Here is a 21,534-nt window from a genome sequence, read left to right as displayed (position 1 = left end):
TCTCACGGTGCCATGCGCATGTGGCGGCGGGAAGCCAGGAGCGGGATGGATTCGATCTTCTCCTCGGTCAGCTCCTCCCACGCGATGCCGGGTTCGTGACGGTTCTCCCGACGGCAGGCGTGGCTGCGTTCCGCGGTGAGGAACAGGTCCAGCGTGACGTCGTGCCCGACCGTCGGGATCGCGTCGACGACCTGCAGCTCGTGCACGGTCGTGACGACGGGGGTGTCGGCCCGGATGAGCCCGGCGGCGAACGCGATCGCGTACTCCAGGTCCGAGAACCCGCCGCCCTTGCCGAGCCGGGCACCGTCCTCGGTGACCGCCACGCAGCCGGTGACGACGAGGTCGACCGGTTCCAGGTCCTCCACCGCCACCGTGCGTCCGGCCGCGCTCGCACCCTTGATCGACGAGGCCTGGCGCGGGGTGCGGCCGCCGAGGTCGTCCGGGTCTTGAGCAGGAGTCAAGGGGAGCACGCCGATAGGGGGTTCTCCTCGGCGAGGCGCGGGACGGCCATGTACACGGTCTTGCCGTCCTCGAGCGCCCGCTGCCGGACGGGCCACTGCGCCGAGTCCGGGTTGCACTTGAGCGTGCGGGCGTTCCGCCAGACGTCGGTCTCCCGGAGCCGTTCGGCCGCCTTCTCGGCCCCCACGAAGTTCGGGATGCGGTTGCGGGCGCCCGGGAAGCGCGCCTGCTTCTCCTCGGACAGGCGCGCCCACACCTGCTCGCGCAGCTCCTGCTTCGCGGCGAGGGTGTCGGCGTCGCCGCCGGCGTCGTGGTCGTGGGCCTTCGGCATGCCCGGATCCTCGCGTGCCGGCGAGCGGGCCACGCGGCGCACTCCGCAGGACCGGTGCGACCGATCCCGGTTCCACGGCACGTCTCGAACTCACGGGTGACGCTCGGTGACCGCCGACCGACGACCGGACGTGGGATTGGGTGCTCACCCCCGGAGGCATCCGCCCTGATGAGCATCCCCACCACGTCCCTGCCCGACGGCACGCCCGTCCCGGTCCTCGGCGCCGGGACCTGGCACTACGCGGAGGACCCGTCCCGCCGTCGGGACGAGATCGCCTCCCTGCGGGCGGCGCTGGACCAGGGGATCACGCTGATCGACACCGCGGAGATGTACGCCGACGGCGGGTCGGAGGAGCTGGTCGGCGAGGCCCTGGCCGGACGGCGGGACGAGGCGTTCCTGGTCGACAAGGTGCTGCCCTCGCACGCGTCGCGTCGGGGCACGGTCGAGGCCGCCGAGCGCGCCCTGCGCCGGCTGCGCACCGACCGGATCGACCTCTACCTGCTGCACTGGCGGGGGCGCTACCCGCTCGCCGACACCGTCGCCGCCTTCGAGGAGCTGCAGGCCGCCGGAAAGATCGGTGCGTGGGGCGTCAGCAACCTCGACACCGACGACATGGAGGAGCTGGTCGGGCCCGCCGGGGGCCGGGCCGTGGCCACCGACCAGATCCTCTACAACCTGACCCGCCGCGGCCCCGAGTACGACCTGCTGCCGTGGTGCGCCGGGCACGGCGTCCCGGTGATGGCCTACTCCCCCGTCGAGCAGGGCCGGCTCCTCCGCGCGCCCGCGCTGCGCGGGATCGCCGACCGCCACGACGCCACCCCCGCCCAGGTCGCGCTGGCCTGGGTGCTCCGCCGCCCCGGCACGATCGCGATCCCGAAGACCTCGACGCCGGAGCGCATCGCGGAGAACCGCGGGGCCCTCGACGTGCACCTCACCGACGACGACCTCTCGGAGCTCGACGCCGCCTTCCCGCCCCCGGACCGCAAGCGCGCCCTCGAGATCCTCTGAGCACGTGGCCGATCCGAGACCACTCGTTACTCCGAACGAGCTATCAGAGGTTCGCCATACGGCCTAGCGTTCGCCGCGTCCGCAACCCCGCGGACCCCGGCGAGAGGCCACGCATGACCCACGACGAGTTGATGGCGGAGGCTTGCCGGCTGGCGGCGGAGTCGGTCCGCAAGGGGTGGGGCGGCCCGTTCGGCGCGGTGCTCGCGAAGGACGGCGAGATCGTCGCGCGCGGTCAGAACCGGGTGCTGCTCACCGGCGACGTCACCGCCCACGCCGAGGTCGAGATGCTCCGCAAGGCCGCGACCGTGCTGCACCCCTACGCGCCGACGATCGCCCCCGAGCAGCGCGCCGAGGGCCACCTCGCGCTCGTCCCGCGCCCGGAGGGCTCCCCGGACGTCGTCGAGGCGCGGGCCCGGATGTTCATGGGCACCGAGGTCTACACCAGCGGCATCCCCTGCCCCATGTGCATGGGCGCGATCTACTGGGCGCGCTGCGACGCCGTCTACTTCGCCAACGACCTCGAGGCCACGCGCGGGGCGGGGTTCGACGACCAGTTCCAGTACGAGGACTTCCAGCGGCCGCTGTCCGAGCGCCGCATCAAGATCGAGCAGCTCCGCCCGGACCTCGGAGCGGCGGTGTACGAGGAGTACCTGACCGTCCCCGACCGGCACCCCTACTGATGAGCGTCGACCGGGCGACCGACCTCGTCACCGTCGTCGTCGCCCACCACGTCCCGCACGACGACGAGGCCGCCTTCCTCGCCTGGCAGCACCGGATGACCGACGCCGAACGCCGGTCCCCGGGCCATCGCGGTACCGAGCTGCACCCGCCGGTCGCCGGGGTGCAGGACGACTGGGTCGCGGTGACCCGGTTCGCCTCCGAGCACGACCTGGAGACCTGGCTCGACTCCCCCGTACGCGCCCGTCTGATCGGCGAGAGCGAACGGTTCCACCACTTCCGGCTCCAGCGGGTCCCGGCCTCCTTCGGGAGCTGGTTCCCGACGACCGGTGCGCCCGGCCCGGTCACGCCGTCCTGGAAGACGGCGCTGTCGGTGCTGGTCGGGCTCTACCCGACGGTCGTCCTGCTCACCCTCGGACTGTCCGCGCTCTGGCCGGCGGCCCCGTTGTGGGCGGCCCTGCTGGTCGGCAACGTGACGTCGGTCAGCGTGCTGACGTGGATCGTCATGCCCCTCGTCACCCGGGCCCTGGGCCGGTGGCTCGAACCGGCCCCCGGCGCGCCGCAGCCGCGGACCGACGTGCTGGGCACGCTCGTCTCCCTCGGGGTGCTGACCGTGGCGGCGGCCGTCTTCGCCCTCCTCATCTGACGGCCCTACCCACGGGTAGCCGGCCGTGGTGGGATCAGGGGATGGCGCCCACCCACGTCGTCACGAACCAGGCTCCCGACCTCGTCGGCTTCGACGCGGCCGCCGACCCGCCCCTGCTCGAGGCGGTCGAGCGCGAGGGCGCGGGATGGTCGCTCGACGAGCTGCACGAGACGGGGCGGCGCGTCGGCAGCGCCGAGGTCCGCGCGTGGGCCGACGCCGCGCACCACCACGAGCCGGTCCTGCGCACGCACGACCGGTTCGGGTACCGGGTCGACGAGGTCGACTACGACCCGGGCTACCACGCCCTGCTCGGCGAGGCCGTGTCCCGCGGGTTCGCCGGCGCGGTGTGGGAGGGCCGGCCGGGGCAGCACGTCGCCCGTGCGGCGGGGTTCCTCGTGTGGTCGCAGGCCGAGGCGGGTCACGGCTGCCCGGTGTCGATGACGCACGCCGTCGTGCCCGCGCTGCGCGTCGCGCCCGAGCTGTTCGCGCAGTACGGGCCGGGCCTGATGTCGCGGGTCTACCAGCCCGGACTCGCCGAGCCGACGTCGAAGGCGGGCCTGCTCGCGGGCATGGGGATGACCGAGAAGCAGGGCGGCTCCGACGTCCGCACCAACACGACGACGGCGACGCCGAACGCCGACGGCACCTACTCGCTCACCGGCCACAAGTGGTTCACCAGCGCCCCGATGTGCGACGTGTTCCTGGTGCTCGCGCAGACCGCCGCGGGGGTGACCTGCTTCCTCGTCCCGCGGATTCTCCCCGACGGGTCGCGCAACGCGTTCGCGATCCAGCGGCTCAAGGACAAGCTCGGCAACCGCTCGAACGCCTCCAGCGAGCCGGAGTTCGACGGGACGATCGGGTTCCGGGTCGGCGACGAGGGCCGCGGGGTCCGGACGATCATCGAGATGGTCGCCTGCACCCGGCTGGACAACGCCCTGGGCTCGGCGGCCGGGATGCGCGACGCGGTCCGGCGGGCGGCGTGGCATTTGCGGCACCGGTCGGCGTTCGGGTCCGCGCTGATCGACAAGCCGCTGATGCGCGCGGTGCTGGCGGACCTGACCGTCGAGTCGGAGGCGGCGGTCGCCCTGGCGATGCGCCTCGCCGGCGCCCAGGACCGTTCCGTCACCGACGAGCACGAGGCCGCCTTCCGCCGCATCGGCGTGACCCTGGGCAAGTACTGGATCTGCAAGCGCCAGACCGCGGTCGTCGGCGAGGCGCTGGAGTGCCTCGGCGGCAACGGATTCGTCGAGGAGTCGGGCATGCCGCGCCTGTTCCGCGAGTCGCCGCTGAACTCCATCTGGGAGGGCTCGGGCAACGTCAACGCCCTCGACCTCCTCCGGGTGCTCTCCCGCGAGCCGGCCGCCCTCGAGGCCTACCGCGCCGAGGTCGAGCTCGCCGCGGGCGCCGACCACCGGCTCGACGCGGCGTGGAAGGCCGTCCAGGACGACCTGCGCGACGTCGCCGAGGACCGCGCCCGCTGGCTCGCCGAGCGCCTCGCGATCGTGCTCCAGGGGTCGCTGCTGGTCCGGCACGCGCCGACGGCGGTCGCGGACGCGTTCGTCGGCTCCCGCGTCGCCGGCGAGCACGGTGCCGCCTTCGGCACGCTCCCCCGGGGCGTCGACGTCGACGGCATCCTCGCCCGGGTCCCGCTCGGGTAGGTCTTCCCGACGTCGGGTCGACTCGGTGTGCGTCGCGCACACACTCCGCTCCCTCGAGGCCACAGGTCTGCACACCCCAGCGCGTCGCGCACACACTCCTCGGCCGCAGGGGCGACGGCGGCTGCGACCAGGTTCCATGATCTCGTCGATGGGACCGTCATGGCCGTATCGAAGATCGACATCAGCCATGGCGGCCACTCGACGTGATCATGGAGGCCCGGGCGGGCGGCTCACCGATCTGGGTGCGGGACGCGCTGGGGTCGCCGGCACCGACCGTGCCCCCCGGCCGAATGTGTGCGCGACGCGCAGCAGCACCGGATCGGGCCGTCGTCGGGGTCGTTCCGCGAACGGCCGAGCGGCACTAGCGTTCCGCGCACCATGAGTGAGCTGCTGCCCGGTGTCGAGGCCGGGACCGTCGACGCCCGTATCCGCATCCACCACCTGACGTCGGGCCCGGCGGACGGGGAACCGGTCGTGCTGGTGCACGGCAACCTGTCGACCGGCCGCTTCTTCGAGCACCTGATGAGCCCGGCGAGCGACCGGTGGCGGTTCCTCGCCCCCGACATGCGCGGCTTCGGGCGCACCGAGGCCGCCCCGATCGACGCGACGCGCGGGCTCGGCGACTGGGCCGACGACCTCGTCTCCTACCTCGACACCCTCGGGATCGAGCGCCCGCACCTCGTGGGGTGGTCGACGGCGGGGGCGGCGATCGCCCTCGTCGCCCGGCAGCGACCGGTGGCGAGCCTGCTCTTCCTCGACCCCGTCAGCCCCCACGGCTACGGCGGCACCCACCCCGACGGACGGCCCTGCTTCGAGGACTTCGCGGGGTCGGGCGCGGGCGTCGCCAACCCGCAGTTCATCGCGAGGCTGCGCGAGGGCGACCGGTCCGCCGACTCCCCGCTGAGCCCGCGCAACGTCATGACCGGCACCTACTGGTCGCCCGACGTGACCCTGCCGGCGGAGCGCGTGGACCTGCTGGTCGACGAGATCCTGCTGTCGCGGATCGACGAGGACGGCTACCCGGGCGACGCCACGACCTCGGAGAACTGGCCCGGCGCCGCCCCCGGCACGCGCGGCCTGCTGAACGCGCTCTCGCCGAAGTACTGCGACTGGTCGTGGCTGCCCGAGCTCGACCCGTTGCCGCCGGTGCTGTGGACGCACGGGACGCGGGACGTGGTCGTGGCCGACGGGTCGATGCTCGAGCTCGGCACGTTGGGGCAGGCCGGGATCGTGCCGGGCTGGCCGGGCGCCGACGTGTTCCCGCCGCAGCCGATGGTTACGCAGATCCGGGACGTGCTGGCGGCCTACGAGCAGGCGGGCGGCCGGGCGCGGACGGAGATGTTCGCGGAGTCCGGGCACGGCCCGCACATCGACGCCGCGGACCGGTGGCTCGAGGTCGCGACGGAGTTCTGGGCGAGTGCGTGACTCCCGGGAGAGGATCCGCGTGGTCGTCGCCGACGACCACGAGATGTACCGCGACGGCGTCGTCCGGGCGCTGACCGGGAGCGGCTGGATCGACGTCGTCGGGGAGGCCGACGACGGCGAGGCGGCGCTGGCGGCGATCGTCGAGCACCGCCCCGACGTCGCCCTCGTGGACCACCGCATGCCCGGGCTCGACGGCACCGAGATCGTCCGGCGCGCGGCCCGCGACGGGCTCGCCACCCGCATCGTGGTGCTCTCGGCGTTCACCGACGCGACGCTCGTGTACGGCGCGATCGAGGAGGGCGCGGCGGGCTACCTGCCGAAGGAGACCCGTCGTCGGGAACTGGTGGAGGCGGTGCGGACGGCGGCCGACGGCGGCACCGTGCTGCCGGCGGACCTCGCGGCGGGCCTCGCCGGGGAGATCCGGCACCGGCGGGCCGACCGCGGACCCGCCCTGTCCGAGCGCGAGACCGAGATCCTGCGGCTGATGGCGCAGGGTCTGACGACGCCGGCGATCGCGAAGCAGCTCTACGTCGCGCCGAGCACCGTCAAGACCCACGTGCAGCGGATGTACGAGAAGCTGGAGGTCACCGAGCGCGCGGCCGCGGTGGCCGAGGCGATGCGGCGCGGGCTGCTGGAGTGACGGCGGGAGTGAGCACCCCGGCCGAGCGGGCGCTCGCGCAGTTCCAGGCCGAGGCGTCCCGGACGACGAGCCTGATGCGCTTCGGGCTGGTCGCGCTGCTGGCGCTCGCGGGCGTGCTCGACCAGACCCGGGTCGAGGGCGTCGGCTTCTGGGTGGTGCTCGCGGCCTACGGCCTGTTCGCGGTCGGCTGGTTCGCGAAGGTGACCCGCCGGCCGGTCGCGCCGACGACCGGGCTCATCGCGACCACGTCCGACCTCGTCGCCATCACCGTCCTCTCCCTCCTCGCCGGCGGGGGCGGGACCCTGCCGACGCTGGCCTACGTCGTGATCCCCGTGATGGCGGCGTTCCGGTACCGGCCGGCGCTCTCGGCCGGGGTCGGGGTGGCCACACTCGCGTCGTTCGTCCTCACCGCCGCGATCGAGCGGCCCGACATCACGGTCGCGACCCTCGCCGCCGAGGCCGCGGTGCTCACGCTCGTGGCGGTCGCGACGTTCCTGCTCTCGGTCGTGCTCGCCCGGCGCGCGACCCGCATCCGCGCGCTGCTCGCCGACGCCGACGCGCTCACCGCCCAGGTGCTCGACGCCGAGGCCCGCGAACGGCGGCGGCTCGCCGAGGACCTGCACGACCACGCCCTGCAGACCCTCCTCGTCGCCGGCCAGGAGCTCGACGAGCTGGACGGCGCCGAGGCCGCCGACGAGGCGCTGCGCACCGGCATCCGCGAGATCCGCGAGGTCGTGTTCGCGCTGCACCCCTACGTGCTCGACGAGGCGGGGCTGGTGGTCGCGGTGCGCCGGGTCGCGGAGCGGGCGGCCGCCCAGGCCGGGTTCGCGGTGACGGTCGACGGCGGGCTGCTCCCCGCCGGCCCGCACGACCGACTGCTCTTCGGCGTCGCCCGCGAGCTGCTGACGAACGTCGCGAAGCACGCGCGGGCCGGGCACGTGCGGGTGGCGGTCCACGACGACGGCGGCGGCCGGACGCTGGAGGTGTCGGACGACGGAGTGGGCGTCGACCGGTCGGTCCTCGCGGCCCGGCTGGCCGACGGGCACATCGGGCTGGCCTCGACGCGGGCCCGCGTCGAGGGCGTCGGCGGGACCTTCACGCTGGACACCACGGCGCCGGGCACCCGGACCGTCGTCCGGGTGCCGGGGGTCGCCCCGTCCTGAACGAACGGCACTTTCGCGCACATGGATGCTGCGAGAGTGCCGCTCGCTCGCGGCGGCGTGCGGCCGATCAGTCGAACCGCGGCGCCCGCTTCTCGGCGAACGCCGTGAACGCCTCCTGCAGGTCGGCGCTGGGGAGGAAGGCCGCGTTCCAGGCCGCCACGTAGCGCAGGCCGGCCTCGACCCGGGGGGCGCGCTCGGCGTCGAGGACGTCCTTGATGCCGCGGGTGACGAGCGGGGAGTTGGCGGCGATGCGCCCGGCGAGCTCGAGGGCCGCGGCCTGCAGCTCGTCCTCCGAGGCGTACGTGCGGTTGACCAGGCCGATGCGCTCGGCCTCGGCGGCGGGGACGTCCTCGCCGGTGAGGGCGAGCTGGCGGAGGAACCCGTCGCCGACGATGCCGACGAGGCGCTGCAGCGACCCGATGTCGGCCACCATCGCCATGCGCACCTCGCGGACCGAGAACAGTGCGTCGGCCCCGGCCAGGCGGATGTCGCAGGCCGTGGCGAGGTCGACCCCGCCGCCCACGCACCAGCCCTGGACCGCGGCCACCGTCGGCGTCCGGCAGTCGGCCACCGAGGTGATCGACCCCTGCAGCTCCCGGACGTGGCGCAGGAACCACTCCCGGTTCTTCGCGCTCGGGTCGCCCAGCACCCCGCCGAGCGACCCGGCGGCGGCCTGCAGGTCGAGACCGTAGGAGAACCGTCCCTCCACCCCGGTGACCACGATCGCGCGCGTCCCGGGGTCGGCGTCCAGGGCCGCCATGACCTGCGGCAGCTCGGCGAAGAACGTCGGCGACATCGCGCGCGCCACCAGCGAGACCCGGGCGACGTGCTCGGCGGGCCGGTCGACGGCGAGGGTCTCCAGGGACTCGGGCAGGGAGGTCATGCCCCGGACTAGATCACCCGTCGTCGGGACCGCTCAACCCGACCCGTCAGGCGCCGAGCACCCGGTCCAGACCGGTGAGCTTCAGGGCACGGGCGACCTGGCCGTGGACCCCACGCAGCCCGAAGACGCCGCCGCCGGCCGCGACCTGCTGCGAGGCGCCGAGCAGGACGCGCATCCCGCAGGAGTCGCAGTAGGGCACGGCGGTGAGGTCGACAACGAGGTCGAGCGGCCCCGTCGACCGGCCGATCTCGTGCTCGAGCGCCGTCTCGAGCTCGCCGAAGTGCGTGTAGTCGACGTCCCCGGTGACGACGACGAGCACCCGGGGCCCGACGTCGGGGACCTGCTCCTTCTCGATGCGGACCGCGAAGTCCGGCTCCGGCGCGATCACGCCGCTGCCGCCGGGGAACACGCCTCCTGCACGGGCTCGGACCGGAGCAGCGCGACGGTGCGGGGCGAGTCGCCCAGACGCTCGACGAGGTCCTCGACGACCGCCCGCAGCTCCTCGCGGGCGAGGCCGCCCGGGACGGCGACGGTGCCGACCCAGCGCAGGAAGCGGGCCAGCAGACCGGGATCGTCGACGTAGACGGCGGCGGCGAGGAAGTCGACGAGGTGGCCCAGGTCGTCGGCCAGCTGGTCGTCGGCGAGCGGGTCGGTGCCATGGCCGGCCCGCACCCGCGCGGCCAGTCCGGCGACCAGTTCCGGACGGCGGGTCTGGAGCAGTGCCTGCTCCTCGCGGGAGACGTCGTCGACGCGGCCGTCGTCACGCCGCGGCAGGGTGTTCTCGAGCAGGGCCGCCGCGGCCCGGGCGTCGGGCGCCCACCCGTCGGCCCCGACGGCGCCGGCCCACTCGCCCTGCGGGCCGAACGCGGGGCCGCCGGCGAGGATCGGGATACCGGACGCGCGGCAGGCCTCGACCATGCGGCGCGCCGCCGGGAGGCGGGAGGGCAGCGAACTGGAGACCGCGACGACGTCGGGCCCGGTCTCGTGCAGGTGCACCGCGAGCTGGGCGGCGGGGACGCTGGAGCCGAGGAACGTGACCTCCCAGCCGTGCCGGGCGAGCACCTCGGCGAGCAGCCGGGCGGGCAGCGCGTGCCACTCGCCGTCGAGGCAGGCCACCGCGATGCGGCCGATCCCGGTCGGCGGGTCGGCCGGGCGGTGGCGGGCGACGGCGGAGACGACCCGCTCGGAGATGTGGGTGGCGATGTGCTCCTGGACCACCGTCCAGGAACCGGCCGCCCACCGCTCCCCCACCTCGCGCTGGGCCTCGGCGACGACGTCGAGCAGCACGGTCTCCACGTCGAGGCCGGCGTCCAGCGCAGCGAGCGCCACCGCGATCGCGCCCTCCTCGTCGGAGGCGCCCAGCCGGTCGAGGTAGTCCGCGCGCCGTCCGGTCGTCGACGTCGTCGGGGCGGTCACACGTGCCTCCCGCGGGGAGCCTGCAGGGCGAGCAGGGCCACGTCGTCGTGGTCGCGACCGCCCAGCCAGTCGGACAGCAGCTGCAGCACCCGGTCGCAGACCACCTGCGGGGGCGCCCCGACGCAGCCGGCGAGCGCGGCCTCGAGACGCTCCTCGCCGTAGAACTCGCGGCCGCCCGGACCGCCGCGCGCCTCGGTGACGCCGTCGCTGTAGAGCAGGCAGGTCTCGCCGGGGGCGAGGTCGATCTCGGTGTGGCCGATCTCGGCGTCGCGCAGGGCGCCGACCAGCGACCCGGCGACGTCGACCTCCTCGACCCGACCGTCGGCGTGCAGCACGTAGGGCGGCGGGTGTCCGCCCGTCGCGAGCCGCAGCCGCGACCCGCCGTCGGGAAGGGACTCCGCGTCGCCGAGCACCATGGTGGCGAAGCGCGGCATCGGGACCGCGGCGCCGGGGGCGTCGAGGTCGGCGGCGTCGAGCAGGGCGACGTTGAGCAGGCGCAGCAGGGTCGCCGGGTCCTGCTCGACGAGGCGCAGGGCGTGCAGCGACTGCCGGACGCGCCCGGAGAGCACGGCGGCCTCGATGCCCTTGCCGCAGACGTCGCCCAGCAGGAACGGGGTGCGGCCGGCGGCGGTGCGCGGCAGGACCTCATAGAAGTCGCCGCCCACCCGCAGGCTCTCCCGCGCGGGCCGGTAGGCGCTGCCCACGAGCAGGCCGCCGGAGGTCTCGTCGGGCAGGGGCGGCGGCTCGAGGCTCGCCTGGAGCACGTGGCCGAGGTGGGCCTGCTCGCGGTAGAGCGCCGCGGCCGACAGCGCGGTGCCGACGCGGACCGCGTACTCCTCGCCGAGCGGCAGCACGTCGTCGTCGAGGTCGGGGCCGACCAGGACGAGCACCCCCGCGACGACGGTGCCGGGCACCGGGACGGCCACGACCCGGTCGGTCGGGGGCTCGTGCCACACCGGCAGCTCGGCGAGCTCGACGCCGACCCACGGGTCGACCGGGGCCCGGCCGGTGAGCGCCTCGTGCAGGCGCGGGGTGGCACGCAGGTCGGCGCGGGTCATCTCACCGGTGTGCGGGCGCGCCCCGTCGCGGTCGGCGCGCGCCCAACGGACGACGTCCGAGCCGTCGGCGAGCAGCACGAGCACGGTGGGCGCGAGGGTGCCCGCGGCCAGCGACGCCGCGGTGCGCAGCGTGCGGTCGAGGTGGAGCACGCCGTGCAGGGCGCGCCCGGCCTCCGCGAGGAACTGGGCGCGCGCCTGCGCCCGCACCAGCGACGCCGACCCGCGACGTTCCTCGGTGACGTCCCGCAGGTACCAGCAGGTGAGGGCGTCGACGACGGCCCCGTCGTCGTCCAGCCGGACCGCCCGGGCGGCCAGGACGCGGCCGGCGACCTCGGTCTCGAAACCCGGCCGGGCCCGGACGACCGCGTCGGTCAAGGCGTCGTGCCCGGCGTCCGCCACGGGCGTCCCGACGACGAGGCCCGGGAGCAGCCGCCCGGCCGCCGGGTTGGCGGCGTGCACGATCTCCTCGCCACCCGGGTGGGAGGGCCCGGTGACCACGACCGCCTCGGACATCCCGGACAACATCCGTGCGTGCAGGCTCCGCAGCCCCCTCGGCGGTGTCGGCGAGGGAGCCCCCGCCGGCATCGTCGAGTCCATGCGCTCCACGGTATCTCCCGGAGTCCGCCCGACTCACGGGCACGGTGGGTGACGGCCGTCCCGACGGGGAAAGGGAGAGCCATGAGCTCCCTGACCTACGAGCACGCCCGCACCATCGTCGCCGAGGCGTTGAAGCACGGCGAATCGGCGGGCTACAAGCCTCTGACCGTGGCGGTCCTGGACACCGGCGGGCACCTCGTCGCGCTCGGTCGCGCCGACGGGTCGGGCTTCCTGCGCCCCGACGTCGCGATCGCGAAGGCGCACGGCGTCATCGGCCTCATGATGGACAGCCGCGCCATCGCCCAGCGCGCGTCCGACTCCCCCGAGTTCTTCACCTCGGTCGCCGCGCTCGCGGGCGGGAAGGTGTTCTCGGTGCCGGGCGGGGTGTTCATCACCGACGCGGACGGCGAGGTCATCGGGGCCGCCGGCGCCTCGGGGGACGCCTCGACCGCCGACGAGGAGGCCGTCGTCGCCGGCATCGAGGCCGCCGGGCTGACGGCGCGCACGGGAGCCTGAGCTCTCTGCCCTCCGGGGCGGACGGCACTCCCGCTGACGGACTTGAGAGCGGGAGTGCCGTCGGCCCGTGTGCGGCCGACCACGAACGGTTGTGGCCCACCGATCGGTCGGGCTAACTTGTATCTATGTTGTCCACCAGTGGTGCCTCTGCGTGCTCCGCTGCCGACCTCGTGTACCGGCACGTGAAGGACCGCGTGCTGACCGGCGACCTCGAGGGCGGCCGGATGGTGAGCGAGGGCGAGATCGCGGCGGCGCTCACCGTGTCCCGCACCCCGGTCCGGGAGGCGTTCCTGCGCCTCGAGGTCGAGGGGTGGCTGCGGCTGTTCCCGAAGCGTGGCGCGCTCGTGGTGCCCGTCGCCCCCCGCGAGATCGACGAGGTGCTCGACGCCCGGGCCCTGCTCGAGACGCACGCCCTCACCGACGTCGCACGGCGCCCGCACGACCTCGCCGCGCTGGTCGGCGAGCTCGACGACACCATCGCGGTGCAGCAGAAGACGCACGACGACGCCGACCTGGCCGCCTTCGCCGTGGCCGACGCCGAGTTCCACCGGCTCATCGCCGAGGCGGGCCGGAACTCGTTGCTCACCGGCTTCTACCGCGGGCTGCGCGAACGCCAGCAGCGGATGACCGCGGAGTCGGTCCGCCGCCGGAGCACCACCGCGGAGTCGGTGCTCGCCGAGCACCGGATCCTGCGCGACCTCGTCGCCGCCGGCGACGTCGAGGGCTTCCGCACCGCCCTCGTGGCCCACCTGGACCACACCCATCGAGGAGGACACGGCTGATGACGGCGACCCTGCGGACCCGGGACGCGCGACGGCACGTCACGGGGACGAGCTGGCTCCCGGTGGGGCTGGCGCTGTTCGTCGTCGCCTGGGGCGGCAACCAGTTCACCCCGCTGATGGTGATGTACCGCGAGCTCGGCGGGTTCTCGACCGCCACGGTCGACGTGCTGCTCGGCGCCTACGTGCTCGGGATCGTGCCGGGCATGCTCGTCGGCGGTCCGCTGTCCGACCGGCTCGGGCGCAAGCCGCTCATGCTCGCCGCACCGCCGCTGGCGATCGCGGGCAGCCTCGTCCTGGCGCTCGGCGGCGAGGACGTGCCGCTCCTGTTCCTCGGCCGGGTGCTGGCGGGGCTCGCGCTCGGCGTCGCGATGGCCGTCGGCTCGACGTGGATCCAGGAGCTCTCCGCGGCGGGCGGTTCCTCACGCGCCGCGATGTCGCTGACGCTGGGCTTCCTGCTCGGGCCGGCCGCCGCGGGGGTGCTGGCGCAGTGGGCGCCGGTCCCGGAGGTGCTCTCCTACGCGGTGCACGTGCTCGTCGGGATCCCACTCGGCCTGCTGGCGACCCGGACCGCCGAGACCCTCACCGAGCCCTCGCCGGGACGGCTGCGCGACGACCTGCGCATCCCGGTCCGGGGCCACCGCGAGTTCTGGACCGTCGTGGCGCCGGTCGCGCCGTGGGTGTTCACCTGCGCCGGCGTGGCCTACGCCGTGCTGCCCTCGCTGGTGGCCGACGCGGTGCCCGGGCACGCCATCGCGTTCGCGGCGCTGATGACCGCCGTGACCCTGGTGGCCGGCGTCGCCGCCCAGTCGGTGGCGAAGCGGCTCGGGCTCGACGACGCCCGCGGGGGCATGGTGGCGGCGCTCTTCGCGGTCGCCGGGATGGCGCTGGCGGCGTGGACCGCGGCGGCACCGGGCGTGGTGCTCGCGATCGTCGCGGCCCTCGTGCTCGGCGCCGGGTACGGGTTCGCGCTGGTCAGCGGCCTCGCCGAGGTCCAGCGCCTCGCCGCGCCCCGCCACCTCGCCGGGCTGACGGCCGTCTTCTACGCGCTGGCCTACGTCGGGTTCATCGTCCCCGCGGTGCTCGCCGTCGCCTCGCTCGCCGTGTCCTACAGCGTGCTGTTCGGGGTCCTCGGCGGGCTCGGGCTGGTCTCGCTGGCCGTCGTGGCGCGCGCCCGCCGGTGACAGGACCGTCGTGGCCGGCACCGGGTGCCGGCGACGACGGTCCCGTCATGAGCGGGACGGGTGCACCACGGCCTTGAGCGCCATCGGGTCCCGGCGGGCCGCGAGCAGCGCGCCGACCGCGTCCTCCAGCGGGTGGTGCGAGGTCACCATGTCGTCGAGCCGGATGCGCCCGGAGGCCGCGAGGTCGATCGCCGCCGGGTAGACGTGGGCGTACCGGAACGTCCCCTTGACCACGAGTTCCCGCGCCTGGACCACGTCCAGCGGCAGCGTCACCGTGGCCCCGGTCCCGACGAGCACGACCGTCGCGGCGGGCGCGGTCGCCGCCACGGCGAGGTCGATCGCGGGCTGCACGCCGGTGCACTCGAGCACGACGTCGGCCTGGCCGAGCGTCCGGCCGACCGCGGCGAGCCCGGTCTCGTGGTCGTTCGCGTCGACCGTCGCCGTGGCGCCGTACTCGGCGGCCGCCTCGCGGCGCAGCGCCATCACGTCGGTGACCACGACCGCCGACGCCCCGCGGGCCAGCGCCACCTGCAGGCACAGCAGCCCGACCGGCCCGGCGCCGCTGACCAGCACCCGCGAGCCCGGACCGATGTCGGCCTTGGCCGCGGCGTGCAGCGCCACCGACAGCGGCTCGATCAGCGCGGCCGCCTCGTCGGAGAGCGCGTCGGGCACGGGGTGCGCCCGGTGTGCCGGAACGACGACGTACTCGGCGAAGGAGCCGTCGACCGGTGGGGTCGCGAAGAACGCGATGTCCGGGCACAGGTGGTAGCGGCCCTGCCGGCACTGGGCGCAGCGCCCGCACTCGGCCTGCGGCTCCACCGCCACGCGGGTCCCGACGGCGGGTGCGGTCACCCCGGGCCCGACGGCGCTGACCACGCCCGAGGTCTCGTGCCCCAGCACCAGCGGGGCGTGCATGACGAAGCCACCGATGCGGCCGTGGTCGTAGTAGTGCACGTCGGAGCCGCAGACGCTGACCGCACGGACGTGCACCTGCACCTGACCCGGACCGGGTTCCGGGACCTCGCGGTCCTCCAGGACGACGTGGTCCGGCTCGGTCAGGACGGCGACGCGCTGCATGCCGCCCAGTGTGCGCGACTCAGGGCACCTGGGTGCGGATGCGCCGCGCCGGGGTGAACACCCGCAGGTCGAGCATCCCGGGCGGGTCGGCCACGCCCGGTCCGCCGGCCTGCACCCACGCGACGATCTCGTCCTCGGTGTCCTGGTCGAGCACCCCGAGCAGCCACACCGGCTTGCCGCCCGCGCGCCGGCCCTCCGGCGACGGCGAGACGACGGCGACGGTGGACTGGGCGCACGCGTCGAGGCAGTCGCTGAGCTTCACCCGGCCCGCGCCCGCGGTGCCCTCCCGGAGCCGCTCCACCTGGCCGACGTGGTCGACGCCCGGGTGCTTGCGGGTGGTGCCGCAGCAGCAGCCCCGGCAGAGGGTGACGGTGGGGCCCGTGGGGGTGCGCTTCATCGTGGTCCACCCTAGGTGGCTCCCGTTCCGCCGGGCGCTGCCTGCCGTTACGGCCAGGGAACCTCTCCGACGCGGGCCGAGCCCTCCCCGGGACGGAGTCAGCCTGCAGCTGGGCTTCACGCACCCCCGGCGAACCCTCGCTTCTCCCGGTGCCCACGGCGGGCCAGGGTCCGGTCATGGTCGATCTCGACGGTCTCTGGGTCCCGCTCGTCACCCCCTTCACGCAGCGCGACGAGGTCGACCTCGACGCGCTGCGGCGGCTCGCGACGGAGGTTCTCGACGACGGCGCCCGCGGCCTGGTCGCCCTCGGCACCACCGGGGAGCCCACGTCGCTGACGCCGGAGGAGCGGCGCGCGGTGGTCGCCGTGTGCGCCGAGGTGGCGGGCGACCGCGGCGCCGGGCTGGTCGTGGCCGCCGGGACCAACGACACCCGCAGCACCCTCGCCCGCCACGCGGCACTCGCCGACGTCCCCGGCGTGACGGCGGCCCTGACCGTCGTGCCGTACTACGTGCGGCCGGGCGAGCCGGCGGTCGTCGCGCACCTGACGCACGTGGCGGAGCGGTCGCCGGTGCCGCTCGTCGTCTACAACGTGCCCGCCCGGACCGGCCTCGGCCTCGGTGCGGCCGCCCTGCTCGACCTGGCCGGCCACCCGCAGGTCGTCGGGCTCAAGCAGGCCGTGGGCGCGCTCGACCTCGACACCGCCACCGTGCTCGCCGCCGCTCCCCCGGACTTGGCGGTCCTCGCCGGGGACGACCCGTTCATCGCCCCGACCGTGCTGCTCGGCGGGCGCGGGGCGATCGCCGCGTCCTCGCACGTGGCCACCGACCGGTTCGCGGCCCTGGTCGCCGACGGGCTCGCGGGCCGCACGGAGGCGGCGCGGGCGCACCACACGGCCCTCCTGCCGGTGGTGAGCGCGCTGTTCGCCGAGCCCAACCCCGTCGTCGTGAAGGCCCTGCTGCATGCTGCGGGGCGCATCGCCACCCCCGACGTCCGGATGCCCCTCGCCCCGGCGTCACCCCCCGCCCTCGCCCGGGCCGTCGCGGCGCTCGGAGCCGTCCGGGCGCCGTCCGCGGGGCCGCGGGCCTGAGCTGCACCGTCCGTCGCCCGCCTCCGCGGAGCACCTCGCAGGAACGGTGCCGACGGCACCGGTTCCCCGGCACCGCCCGGGAGCCCGGCCGCGGGCGGGCGTGGGTGTCGGGGGGCCGGGTTACCGTGAGGTCAGCCCAGCCACCGACCGCGGAGAGCCCCATGACGACCGTCGCCCCGGCCCCCGTCGTCGCCACCCTGCGGGCGTCGCTGCCCGCGGACCGGGTGGTGGACGACCCGGACGTCCTCGCGTCGTACGCCCACGACGATGCGGAGTGGGCGCCGTGGGAGCTCCCGGCGGCCGTGGTCCGTCCGCTGGACGCTGCGCAGTGCCAGGCCGTGGTGCGGGCGTGCCTGGAGCACCGGGTGCCGCTGGTCCCGCGCGGGGCCGGGACGGGGCTCTCGGGCGGGGCGAACGCCACCGCGGGCAGCGTCGTGGTCAGCGTCGAGCAGATGACCCGCATCCACGAGATCGACCCGGCCGAGCGCCTCGCCGTGGTCGAGCCGGGGATCGTCAACGACGACCTGCGGGCGCAGTGCGCGACACAGGGCCTCTGGTACCCGCCGGACCCGGCGTCGAGCCCGTGGTCGACGATCGGCGGCAACGTCGCCACCAACGCCGGCGGCATGTGCTGCGTGAAGTACGGCGTCACCCGCGACTACGTGCTCGGCGTGCAGGTGGTCAACGGGCTCGGCGAGCTGGTCCGGCTCGGGCGGCGCACCGCGAAGGGCGTCGCCGGGCTCGACCTCGCCGGACTCATGGTCGGCTCCGAGGGCACCCTCGGGCTGATCACCGAGATCACCGTGAAGCTGCGGCCTGCCCGGGCGCCGGAGCAGACGGTGGCGGGCTACTTCGCGAACCTCGTCGACGCCGGCCGCGCGGTCGCCTCGATCACCGCCGCCGGGCTGACGCCGAGCGCGCTGGAGTTGGTCGACCGGACCTGCCTCGAGGCGGTCGACGCCTGGAAGAACCTCGGGATCTCCGCCGAGGCCGACGTGCTGCTGCTCGGGCGCTCCGACGCCCCTGGTGCCGCCGGCGAGGCGGAGGCCGAGGAGATGATCCGGCACTTCGACGCCGCGGGGGCCTCCTTCTCCGCCCGCGCCGCCGACGCCGAGGAGGCCGACGCCCTGTTCGCCGCGCGGCGCCTGGCCTACCCGGCCCTGGAACGGCAGGGCCCGGTGCTCACCGAGGACGTCTGCGTCCCGCGCGCCGCGGTGCCGGAGATGCTCGGCCGCATCCAGGCCATCGGCGAGCGGCACGGCACCACGATCGCCAACATCGCCCACGCCGGCGACGGGAACCTGCACCCGCTGCTGGTCACCCCGGTCGGCGACGAACCCGCCCGTCGGCGCGCCCAGGCCGCGTTCCACGAGATCATCGCCGCCGCGATCGACCTCGGCGGCACCGTCACCGGCGAACACGGCGTCGGGCTGCTCAAGCGCGACGGCCTGGCCGCCGAGCAGTCCCCGGAGAACCTCGCCATGCAACGCGCGGTCAAGGCCGCCCTCGACCCGCACGGCATCCTCAACCCCGGCAAGATCCTGTGAAGCGGGTCCTGGCCGCGCTCGTCGCCGTCCTGCTCGGCACGTGGGCCCTCGGCGTGCTCCGCGCCCTCGCCCGGGTCGCCCCGGAGCTGCGGACCCCGCGGCTGGTGATCTCCTTCGCCTGGCTGCCGCTCGGGGTGGTGCCCGCGATGCGCGCCCGGATGCGGCAGGACACCGACGTCCCGCCCGGGGTCGAGGTGACCGGACGCAGCGCCGACGGGGTGCCGGTGCTGGTCTACGACGACGGGTCCCGCCGCACGCCGAGCGGCGCGCTGTTGTGGATCCACGGCGGCGGGCATCTCGTCGGGCACCCGGGCATGGACCACGACCTCGCGGGCCGGTTCGCCGCCGAGGCCGGGGTGCTCGTCGTGAGCGTCGACTACCGGCTCGCGCCGGAGGACCCCTTCCCGGCCGACCTCGACGACTGCTCCACGGCCCTGTCCTGGCTGCAGGACCATGCGGGCGAGCTCGGCGTGGACCCGGCGCGGATCGCGGTCGGCGGCGCCAGCGCCGGCGGCGGGCTCGCCGCGGCCACCGTGCACCGCGCCCACGACGAGGGTCGGCCGGTCGCGTTCGCCCTGCTCGAGTACCCGATGCTCGACGACCGCACGGCGCTCGCCAAGGTCCCCGGTGGCCGCGGCCGCTTCATCTGGAACGCCCGGATGAACCGGCGGGCCTGGACCGCGTACGTGGGGCGCCCTGCCGGCGACCCCGGGGTGCCGCCCGGGGCCGCCCCGGCCCGCCGACCGGAGCTGACCGGGCTCCCCCCGACCTGGATCGGGGTCGGCGACCAGGACCTCTTCCACGACGAGGACGTCTCCTACGCCGGTCGCCTGCGGGCGGCGGGCGTGCCGGTGGAGCTCGTCGTCGAGCCGGCGATGTACCACGGGGCCGACGCGAACGTGCCGCACGCGCCGGCCATGCGCGCCTTCCGGGGGCTCATGGTCACGGCGCTGCGGACGGCGGTCGGCTGACCCGTCGTCGGGCTACGGCTGCCCGGGCCCCCGCTCCGACGGGGTGGTCGACGGCGTAGCGCCGCGTCCCGTCGGCTCGTCGACGGCGGTCGTGGTCCTGGTGTGGCTCCCGGTGGGCGGGCGGATCAGGGACGGGCGGTGCCGTGGACGCGCGCGGCGTGGCGGGCGTAGAGCCGCGGGGCGATGAGCGGGACGAGGACGCGCGGCACCGCGGGAGCGGCGGCCAGCATCGTCGTGAGGACCTCGGGGTCGCCCTCGTAGGCGAACATCCCCATGACCAGCGGCAGGGCCGGCTTCGGGACCGACGCGGCGCCGTGCTCCCCGACGGCGGCCCACTCGGCCTCCGTGAGGTGCACCGCCGCGAGGGGCAGCAGGGTGCGCTCCTCGAGGTCGAGGTGCTCGGCGAGCAGGGCGTGCAGCTCCTCGAGGGCCTCGACGAGGGCGGTGCGGGTCGTCCCGTCGACCTGCTCCCCCCAGGCGCGGCGGGCCGTCCGGACCCGCTCGAGGGCGGCGTCGATGCCCTCGTGCTGGGCCTCGGCGGCGGCGAGGCGGGGCAGGGCGGCACCGGGGACGCGGTCGCGCAGGACCGGCCAGAGGAGGTCGTCCTCCCCCTCGTGGTGGCCGTGCAGCAGGTCGGCGAGCAGGTCGAGGTGACGGCCGACGGCACGGGCCCGCCGGCGCTCGCCGAGCGGCACCCGGGCGACGGCGGCCGGGGCGAGGCGGAACTCCCGGAGCAGCGCGGTGTGCACGAGGAGCATGTCCCGGACGTCGACCGGTGGCCGATCCGGTGTCCGGGACTCCGGCGGGCAGACCCAGTGGGCCTGGAGGTGGTCCCACCAGCAGCGGGAGTCGTGGCGGTGGAGGAGCTCGAGGGTGTTCGTCGTGGTCATGGCGATGAGCCTGCGGCCGCCGGCGAGCTGGTCCCATCCCAACAACCTGGGGTTCTCCCCCGCCGGTCCGCGGCGCACGATGGTGGCCATGGGGGGATCCCGAGCACTGCTCGACCGACTGCGGCGGATGCCGACCGTGGCCGCGGACCGCGAGGCCCTGGCCCGCACCGTGTACACCGCCGTCGCGCGCCACGTGGCGTTCGACTTCGCCTGCTTCGCCACCACCGACCCGGCGACCGGGTTGATCACGTGGGCGTCGAAGACCCGCGACCTCGGCATCGGCGACGAGGAGTTCGCCGCCACCGAGTACGGGCCGCCGGACGTCAACGGGTTCACCGAGATCGCCCGGCGCCGGCCCCCGGTCGGGGTGCTCTCCGTGGACACCGACGGGCGTCCCGAGCTCTGCCGGCGACACCGCGAGTTCATGGCGCCGCGCTTCGGCTTCACCGACGAGCTCCGGGTCGCGTTCGTCGACCGGGGGGCGACCTGGGGCGCCCTCGCGCTCTACCGCGGTCCCGGCGACCCCCCGTTCACCGCCCTCGAGGGCGACCAGCTCGGCGCGGTGAGCGCGCTGCTGGCCGAGGCGATCCAGCGCTGCCTGTTCCGGGTCGACCGCGACGTCGTGCACGCCGCCGCCGACCCGGGGCCCGCCGTCCTCGTCGTCGACGGCGCCGACCAGGTCACCCACCTGACCCCCGCCGCCGAGGCGACCATCGCCGAGCTGGGCGGCCGCGATCACGGCGAGCTCCCGGCGAGCATGCTCGCGGTGGTCGCGAGCACCCGACGGCAGGAGGTCCCGGGGCAGTCGCGGGTGCTGGGCGCCACCGGGCGGTGGCTGAGCCTGCGCAGCGCGCCGCTGTCGGGCCCGGGCGGCGCCGGCCACGTCGTCCTGACGGTGGAGCCCACGTCCCGCGCCGAGCTGAGCCGGCTCGCCCTCGCCGCGCACGGCCTGACCGCGCGGGAGGAGGAGGTCGCGCTGCTGGTCCTGCAGGGTGCCGACACCCGGACGATCGCCGCGACCCTGCACCTGTCCCCGCACACCGTGCAGGACCACCTCAAGGTCGTGTTCGCCAAGCTCGGCGTGTCCAGCCGCCGGGAGATGACGGCCCGGCTGGTGCTGTGA

The 21,534-nt window shown here is 75.4% G+C and carries 23 protein-coding genes; 14 read left to right on the top strand and 9 right to left on the bottom strand.

What is annotated here, in order from left to right; all coding sequences use genetic code 11:
* Positions 1-2: 2 nt before the first annotated feature.
* A complete protein-coding gene (locus QSK00_RS07730; RefSeq protein WP_285589223.1) occupies positions 3-470 on the bottom strand; it encodes a 5-formyltetrahydrofolate cyclo-ligase in 468 nt (155 codons plus the stop codon).
* Positions 458-790 carry a 5-formyltetrahydrofolate cyclo-ligase gene (locus tag QSK00_RS07725; RefSeq protein ID WP_285589221.1) on the bottom strand — a complete coding sequence of 111 codons (333 nt, stop codon included), beginning with the start codon at positions 788-790 and terminating at the stop codon, positions 458-460. The genes QSK00_RS07730 and QSK00_RS07725 overlap by 13 nt, the downstream gene beginning before the upstream one ends.
* A 168-nt stretch (positions 791-958) precedes the next feature.
* Here QSK00_RS07725 and QSK00_RS07720 point away from each other — a divergent pair, with 168 nt between their 5' ends.
* The 7 genes from QSK00_RS07720 to QSK00_RS07690 all read left to right on the top strand — a co-directional run bounded on the left by QSK00_RS07720 (position 959) and on the right by QSK00_RS07690 (position 8,008).
* Positions 959-1,798, top strand: a complete 840-nt coding sequence (locus tag QSK00_RS07720; protein WP_285589218.1) for an aldo/keto reductase — start codon at positions 959-961, stop codon at positions 1,796-1,798.
* Positions 1,799-1,911: 113 nt separating this feature from the next.
* The gene (locus QSK00_RS07715) at positions 1,912-2,478 is read left to right on the top strand and encodes a nucleoside deaminase (RefSeq protein WP_352231099.1); all 567 of its coding nucleotides are present in this window, start codon (positions 1,912-1,914) and stop codon (positions 2,476-2,478) included.
* Positions 2,478-3,122: an antibiotic biosynthesis monooxygenase gene (locus QSK00_RS07710; protein WP_285589214.1), complete on the top strand. Its 645-nt coding sequence runs from the start codon at positions 2,478-2,480 to the stop codon at positions 3,120-3,122. Before QSK00_RS07715 ends, QSK00_RS07710 begins: the two co-directional genes overlap by 1 nt.
* Before the next feature lie 41 nt (positions 3,123-3,163).
* Positions 3,164-4,780, top strand: coding sequence for an acyl-CoA dehydrogenase family protein (locus QSK00_RS07705; protein WP_285589212.1), 1,617 nt, complete (start codon positions 3,164-3,166; stop codon positions 4,778-4,780).
* A gap of 378 nt (positions 4,781-5,158) precedes the next feature.
* Positions 5,159-6,205: an alpha/beta fold hydrolase gene (locus QSK00_RS07700; protein ID WP_285589210.1), complete on the top strand. Its 1,047-nt coding sequence runs from the start codon at positions 5,159-5,161 to the stop codon at positions 6,203-6,205.
* 19 nt (positions 6,206-6,224) lie between these two features.
* Complete coding sequence (locus tag QSK00_RS07695) at positions 6,225-6,845, top strand: response regulator (RefSeq protein ID WP_285589208.1); 621 nt, start codon at positions 6,225-6,227, stop codon at positions 6,843-6,845.
* Between the two features lie 8 nt (positions 6,846-6,853).
* Positions 6,854-8,008: a sensor histidine kinase gene (locus QSK00_RS07690; RefSeq protein WP_285589206.1), complete on the top strand. Its 1,155-nt coding sequence runs from the start codon at positions 6,854-6,856 to the stop codon at positions 8,006-8,008.
* Positions 8,009-8,075: 67 nt separating this feature from the next.
* Here the strand turns inward: QSK00_RS07690 and QSK00_RS07685 are convergent, their stop codons facing one another.
* The 4 genes from QSK00_RS07685 to QSK00_RS07670 are packed head-to-tail and all read right to left on the bottom strand — an operon-like array spanning position 8,076 to position 11,962.
* On the bottom strand, positions 8,076-8,891 hold the full coding sequence (locus tag QSK00_RS07685) for a crotonase/enoyl-CoA hydratase family protein (protein WP_285589205.1): 816 nt from the start codon (positions 8,889-8,891) through the stop codon (positions 8,076-8,078).
* Positions 8,892-8,937: 46 nt separating this feature from the next.
* Positions 8,938-9,300, bottom strand: a complete 363-nt coding sequence (locus QSK00_RS07680) for an STAS domain-containing protein (protein WP_285589204.1) — start codon at positions 9,298-9,300, stop codon at positions 8,938-8,940.
* Entirely contained in the window at positions 9,276-10,307 is a 1,032-nt protein-coding gene (locus QSK00_RS07675) for a cobalamin B12-binding domain-containing protein (RefSeq protein WP_285589201.1), read from the bottom strand. The genes QSK00_RS07680 and QSK00_RS07675 overlap by 25 nt, the downstream gene beginning before the upstream one ends.
* Positions 10,304-11,962 (bottom strand): SpoIIE family protein phosphatase, encoded by a 1,659-nt coding sequence (locus tag QSK00_RS07670; protein ID WP_285589199.1) that lies wholly within the window; start codon positions 11,960-11,962, stop codon positions 10,304-10,306. Before QSK00_RS07670 ends, QSK00_RS07675 begins: the two co-directional genes overlap by 4 nt.
* Positions 11,963-12,043: 81 nt before the next feature.
* On the opposite strand from QSK00_RS07670, the gene QSK00_RS07665 reads away from it, so the two are divergent.
* From QSK00_RS07665 to QSK00_RS07655, 3 genes are all read left to right on the top strand, one after another.
* A complete protein-coding gene (locus QSK00_RS07665) occupies positions 12,044-12,478 on the top strand; it encodes a GlcG/HbpS family heme-binding protein (protein WP_285589197.1) in 435 nt (144 codons plus the stop codon).
* 125 nt (positions 12,479-12,603) lie between these two features.
* The gene (locus QSK00_RS07660; RefSeq protein ID WP_285589196.1) at positions 12,604-13,260 is read left to right on the top strand and encodes a GntR family transcriptional regulator; all 657 of its coding nucleotides are present in this window, start codon (positions 12,604-12,606) and stop codon (positions 13,258-13,260) included.
* The gene (locus QSK00_RS07655) at positions 13,260-14,441 is read left to right on the top strand and encodes an MFS transporter (protein WP_285589194.1); all 1,182 of its coding nucleotides are present in this window, start codon (positions 13,260-13,262) and stop codon (positions 14,439-14,441) included. The genes QSK00_RS07660 and QSK00_RS07655 overlap by 1 nt, the downstream gene beginning before the upstream one ends.
* Positions 14,442-14,486: 45 nt before the next feature.
* Here the strand turns inward: QSK00_RS07655 and QSK00_RS07650 are convergent, their stop codons facing one another.
* Positions 14,487-15,518, bottom strand: a complete 1,032-nt coding sequence (locus QSK00_RS07650; RefSeq protein WP_285589192.1) for an NAD(P)-dependent alcohol dehydrogenase — start codon at positions 15,516-15,518, stop codon at positions 14,487-14,489.
* Positions 15,519-15,537: 19 nt separating this feature from the next.
* Positions 15,538-15,915 (bottom strand): hypothetical protein, encoded by a 378-nt coding sequence (locus QSK00_RS07645; protein ID WP_285589191.1) that lies wholly within the window; start codon positions 15,913-15,915, stop codon positions 15,538-15,540.
* 176 nt (positions 15,916-16,091) lie between these two features.
* Between QSK00_RS07645 and dapA the strand changes: the two genes are divergently transcribed.
* From dapA to QSK00_RS07630, 3 genes are all read left to right on the top strand, one after another.
* Positions 16,092-17,003: a 4-hydroxy-tetrahydrodipicolinate synthase gene (gene dapA, locus QSK00_RS07640; RefSeq protein WP_285589190.1), complete on the top strand. Its 912-nt coding sequence runs from the start codon at positions 16,092-16,094 to the stop codon at positions 17,001-17,003.
* A gap of 161 nt (positions 17,004-17,164) precedes the next feature.
* On the top strand, positions 17,165-18,550 hold the full coding sequence (locus QSK00_RS07635) for an FAD-binding oxidoreductase (RefSeq protein ID WP_285589189.1): 1,386 nt from the start codon (positions 17,165-17,167) through the stop codon (positions 18,548-18,550).
* Positions 18,547-19,521, top strand: coding sequence for an alpha/beta hydrolase (locus QSK00_RS07630; protein ID WP_285589188.1), 975 nt, complete (start codon positions 18,547-18,549; stop codon positions 19,519-19,521). The genes QSK00_RS07635 and QSK00_RS07630 overlap by 4 nt, the downstream gene beginning before the upstream one ends.
* Before the next feature lie 125 nt (positions 19,522-19,646).
* Here QSK00_RS07630 and QSK00_RS07625 read toward each other — a convergent pair whose 3' ends face one another.
* The gene (locus QSK00_RS07625; protein ID WP_285589187.1) at positions 19,647-20,411 is read right to left on the bottom strand and encodes a hemerythrin domain-containing protein; all 765 of its coding nucleotides are present in this window, start codon (positions 20,409-20,411) and stop codon (positions 19,647-19,649) included.
* On the opposite strand from QSK00_RS07625, the gene QSK00_RS07620 reads away from it, so the two are divergent.
* Positions 20,395-21,534 carry a helix-turn-helix transcriptional regulator gene (locus tag QSK00_RS07620; RefSeq protein ID WP_285589184.1) on the top strand — a complete coding sequence of 380 codons (1,140 nt, stop codon included), beginning with the start codon at positions 20,395-20,397 and terminating at the stop codon, positions 21,532-21,534. The two genes, QSK00_RS07625 and QSK00_RS07620, sit on opposite strands and share 17 nt — an antisense overlap.

This window comes from Actinomycetospora sp. NBRC 106378, from assembly GCF_030269685.1.
Classification (GTDB): Bacteria; Actinomycetota; Actinomycetes; order Mycobacteriales; family Pseudonocardiaceae; genus Actinomycetospora.
Note: the sequence above shows the minus strand (reverse complement) of the source record. Positions and strands in the feature narration are given on the sequence as shown.

What these genes read in the sequence shown, in the direction of transcription:
- QSK00_RS07725 (WP_285589221.1), bottom strand. Translation starts at nt 790, where the DNA reads ATGCCGAAGGCCCACGACCACGACGCCGGCGGCGACGCCGACACCCTC.
- QSK00_RS07720 (WP_285589218.1), top strand. Translation starts at nt 959, where the DNA reads ATGAGCATCCCCACCACGTCCCTGCCCGACGGCACGCCCGTCCCGGTC.
- QSK00_RS07715 (WP_352231099.1), top strand. Translation starts at nt 1,912, where the DNA reads ATGACCCACGACGAGTTGATGGCGGAGGCTTGCCGGCTGGCGGCGGAG.
- QSK00_RS07710 (WP_285589214.1), top strand. Translation starts at nt 2,478, where the DNA reads ATGAGCGTCGACCGGGCGACCGACCTCGTCACCGTCGTCGTCGCCCAC.
- QSK00_RS07705 (WP_285589212.1), top strand. Translation starts at nt 3,164, where the DNA reads ATGGCGCCCACCCACGTCGTCACGAACCAGGCTCCCGACCTCGTCGGC.
- QSK00_RS07700 (WP_285589210.1), top strand. Translation starts at nt 5,159, where the DNA reads ATGAGTGAGCTGCTGCCCGGTGTCGAGGCCGGGACCGTCGACGCCCGT.
- QSK00_RS07685 (WP_285589205.1), bottom strand. Translation starts at nt 8,891, where the DNA reads ATGACCTCCCTGCCCGAGTCCCTGGAGACCCTCGCCGTCGACCGGCCC.
- QSK00_RS07670 (WP_285589199.1), bottom strand. Translation starts at nt 11,962, where the DNA reads ATGGACTCGACGATGCCGGCGGGGGCTCCCTCGCCGACACCGCCGAGG.
- QSK00_RS07665 (WP_285589197.1), top strand. Translation starts at nt 12,044, where the DNA reads ATGAGCTCCCTGACCTACGAGCACGCCCGCACCATCGTCGCCGAGGCG.
- QSK00_RS07660 (WP_285589196.1), top strand. Translation starts at nt 12,604, where the DNA reads ATGTTGTCCACCAGTGGTGCCTCTGCGTGCTCCGCTGCCGACCTCGTG.
- QSK00_RS07655 (WP_285589194.1), top strand. Translation starts at nt 13,260, where the DNA reads ATGACGGCGACCCTGCGGACCCGGGACGCGCGACGGCACGTCACGGGG.
- QSK00_RS07650 (WP_285589192.1), bottom strand. Translation starts at nt 15,518, where the DNA reads ATGCAGCGCGTCGCCGTCCTGACCGAGCCGGACCACGTCGTCCTGGAG.
- QSK00_RS07645 (WP_285589191.1), bottom strand. Translation starts at nt 15,915, where the DNA reads ATGAAGCGCACCCCCACGGGCCCCACCGTCACCCTCTGCCGGGGCTGC.
- dapA (WP_285589190.1), top strand. Translation starts at nt 16,092, where the DNA reads ATGGTCGATCTCGACGGTCTCTGGGTCCCGCTCGTCACCCCCTTCACG.
- QSK00_RS07635 (WP_285589189.1), top strand. Translation starts at nt 17,165, where the DNA reads ATGACGACCGTCGCCCCGGCCCCCGTCGTCGCCACCCTGCGGGCGTCG.
- QSK00_RS07625 (WP_285589187.1), bottom strand. Translation starts at nt 20,411, where the DNA reads ATGACCACGACGAACACCCTCGAGCTCCTCCACCGCCACGACTCCCGC.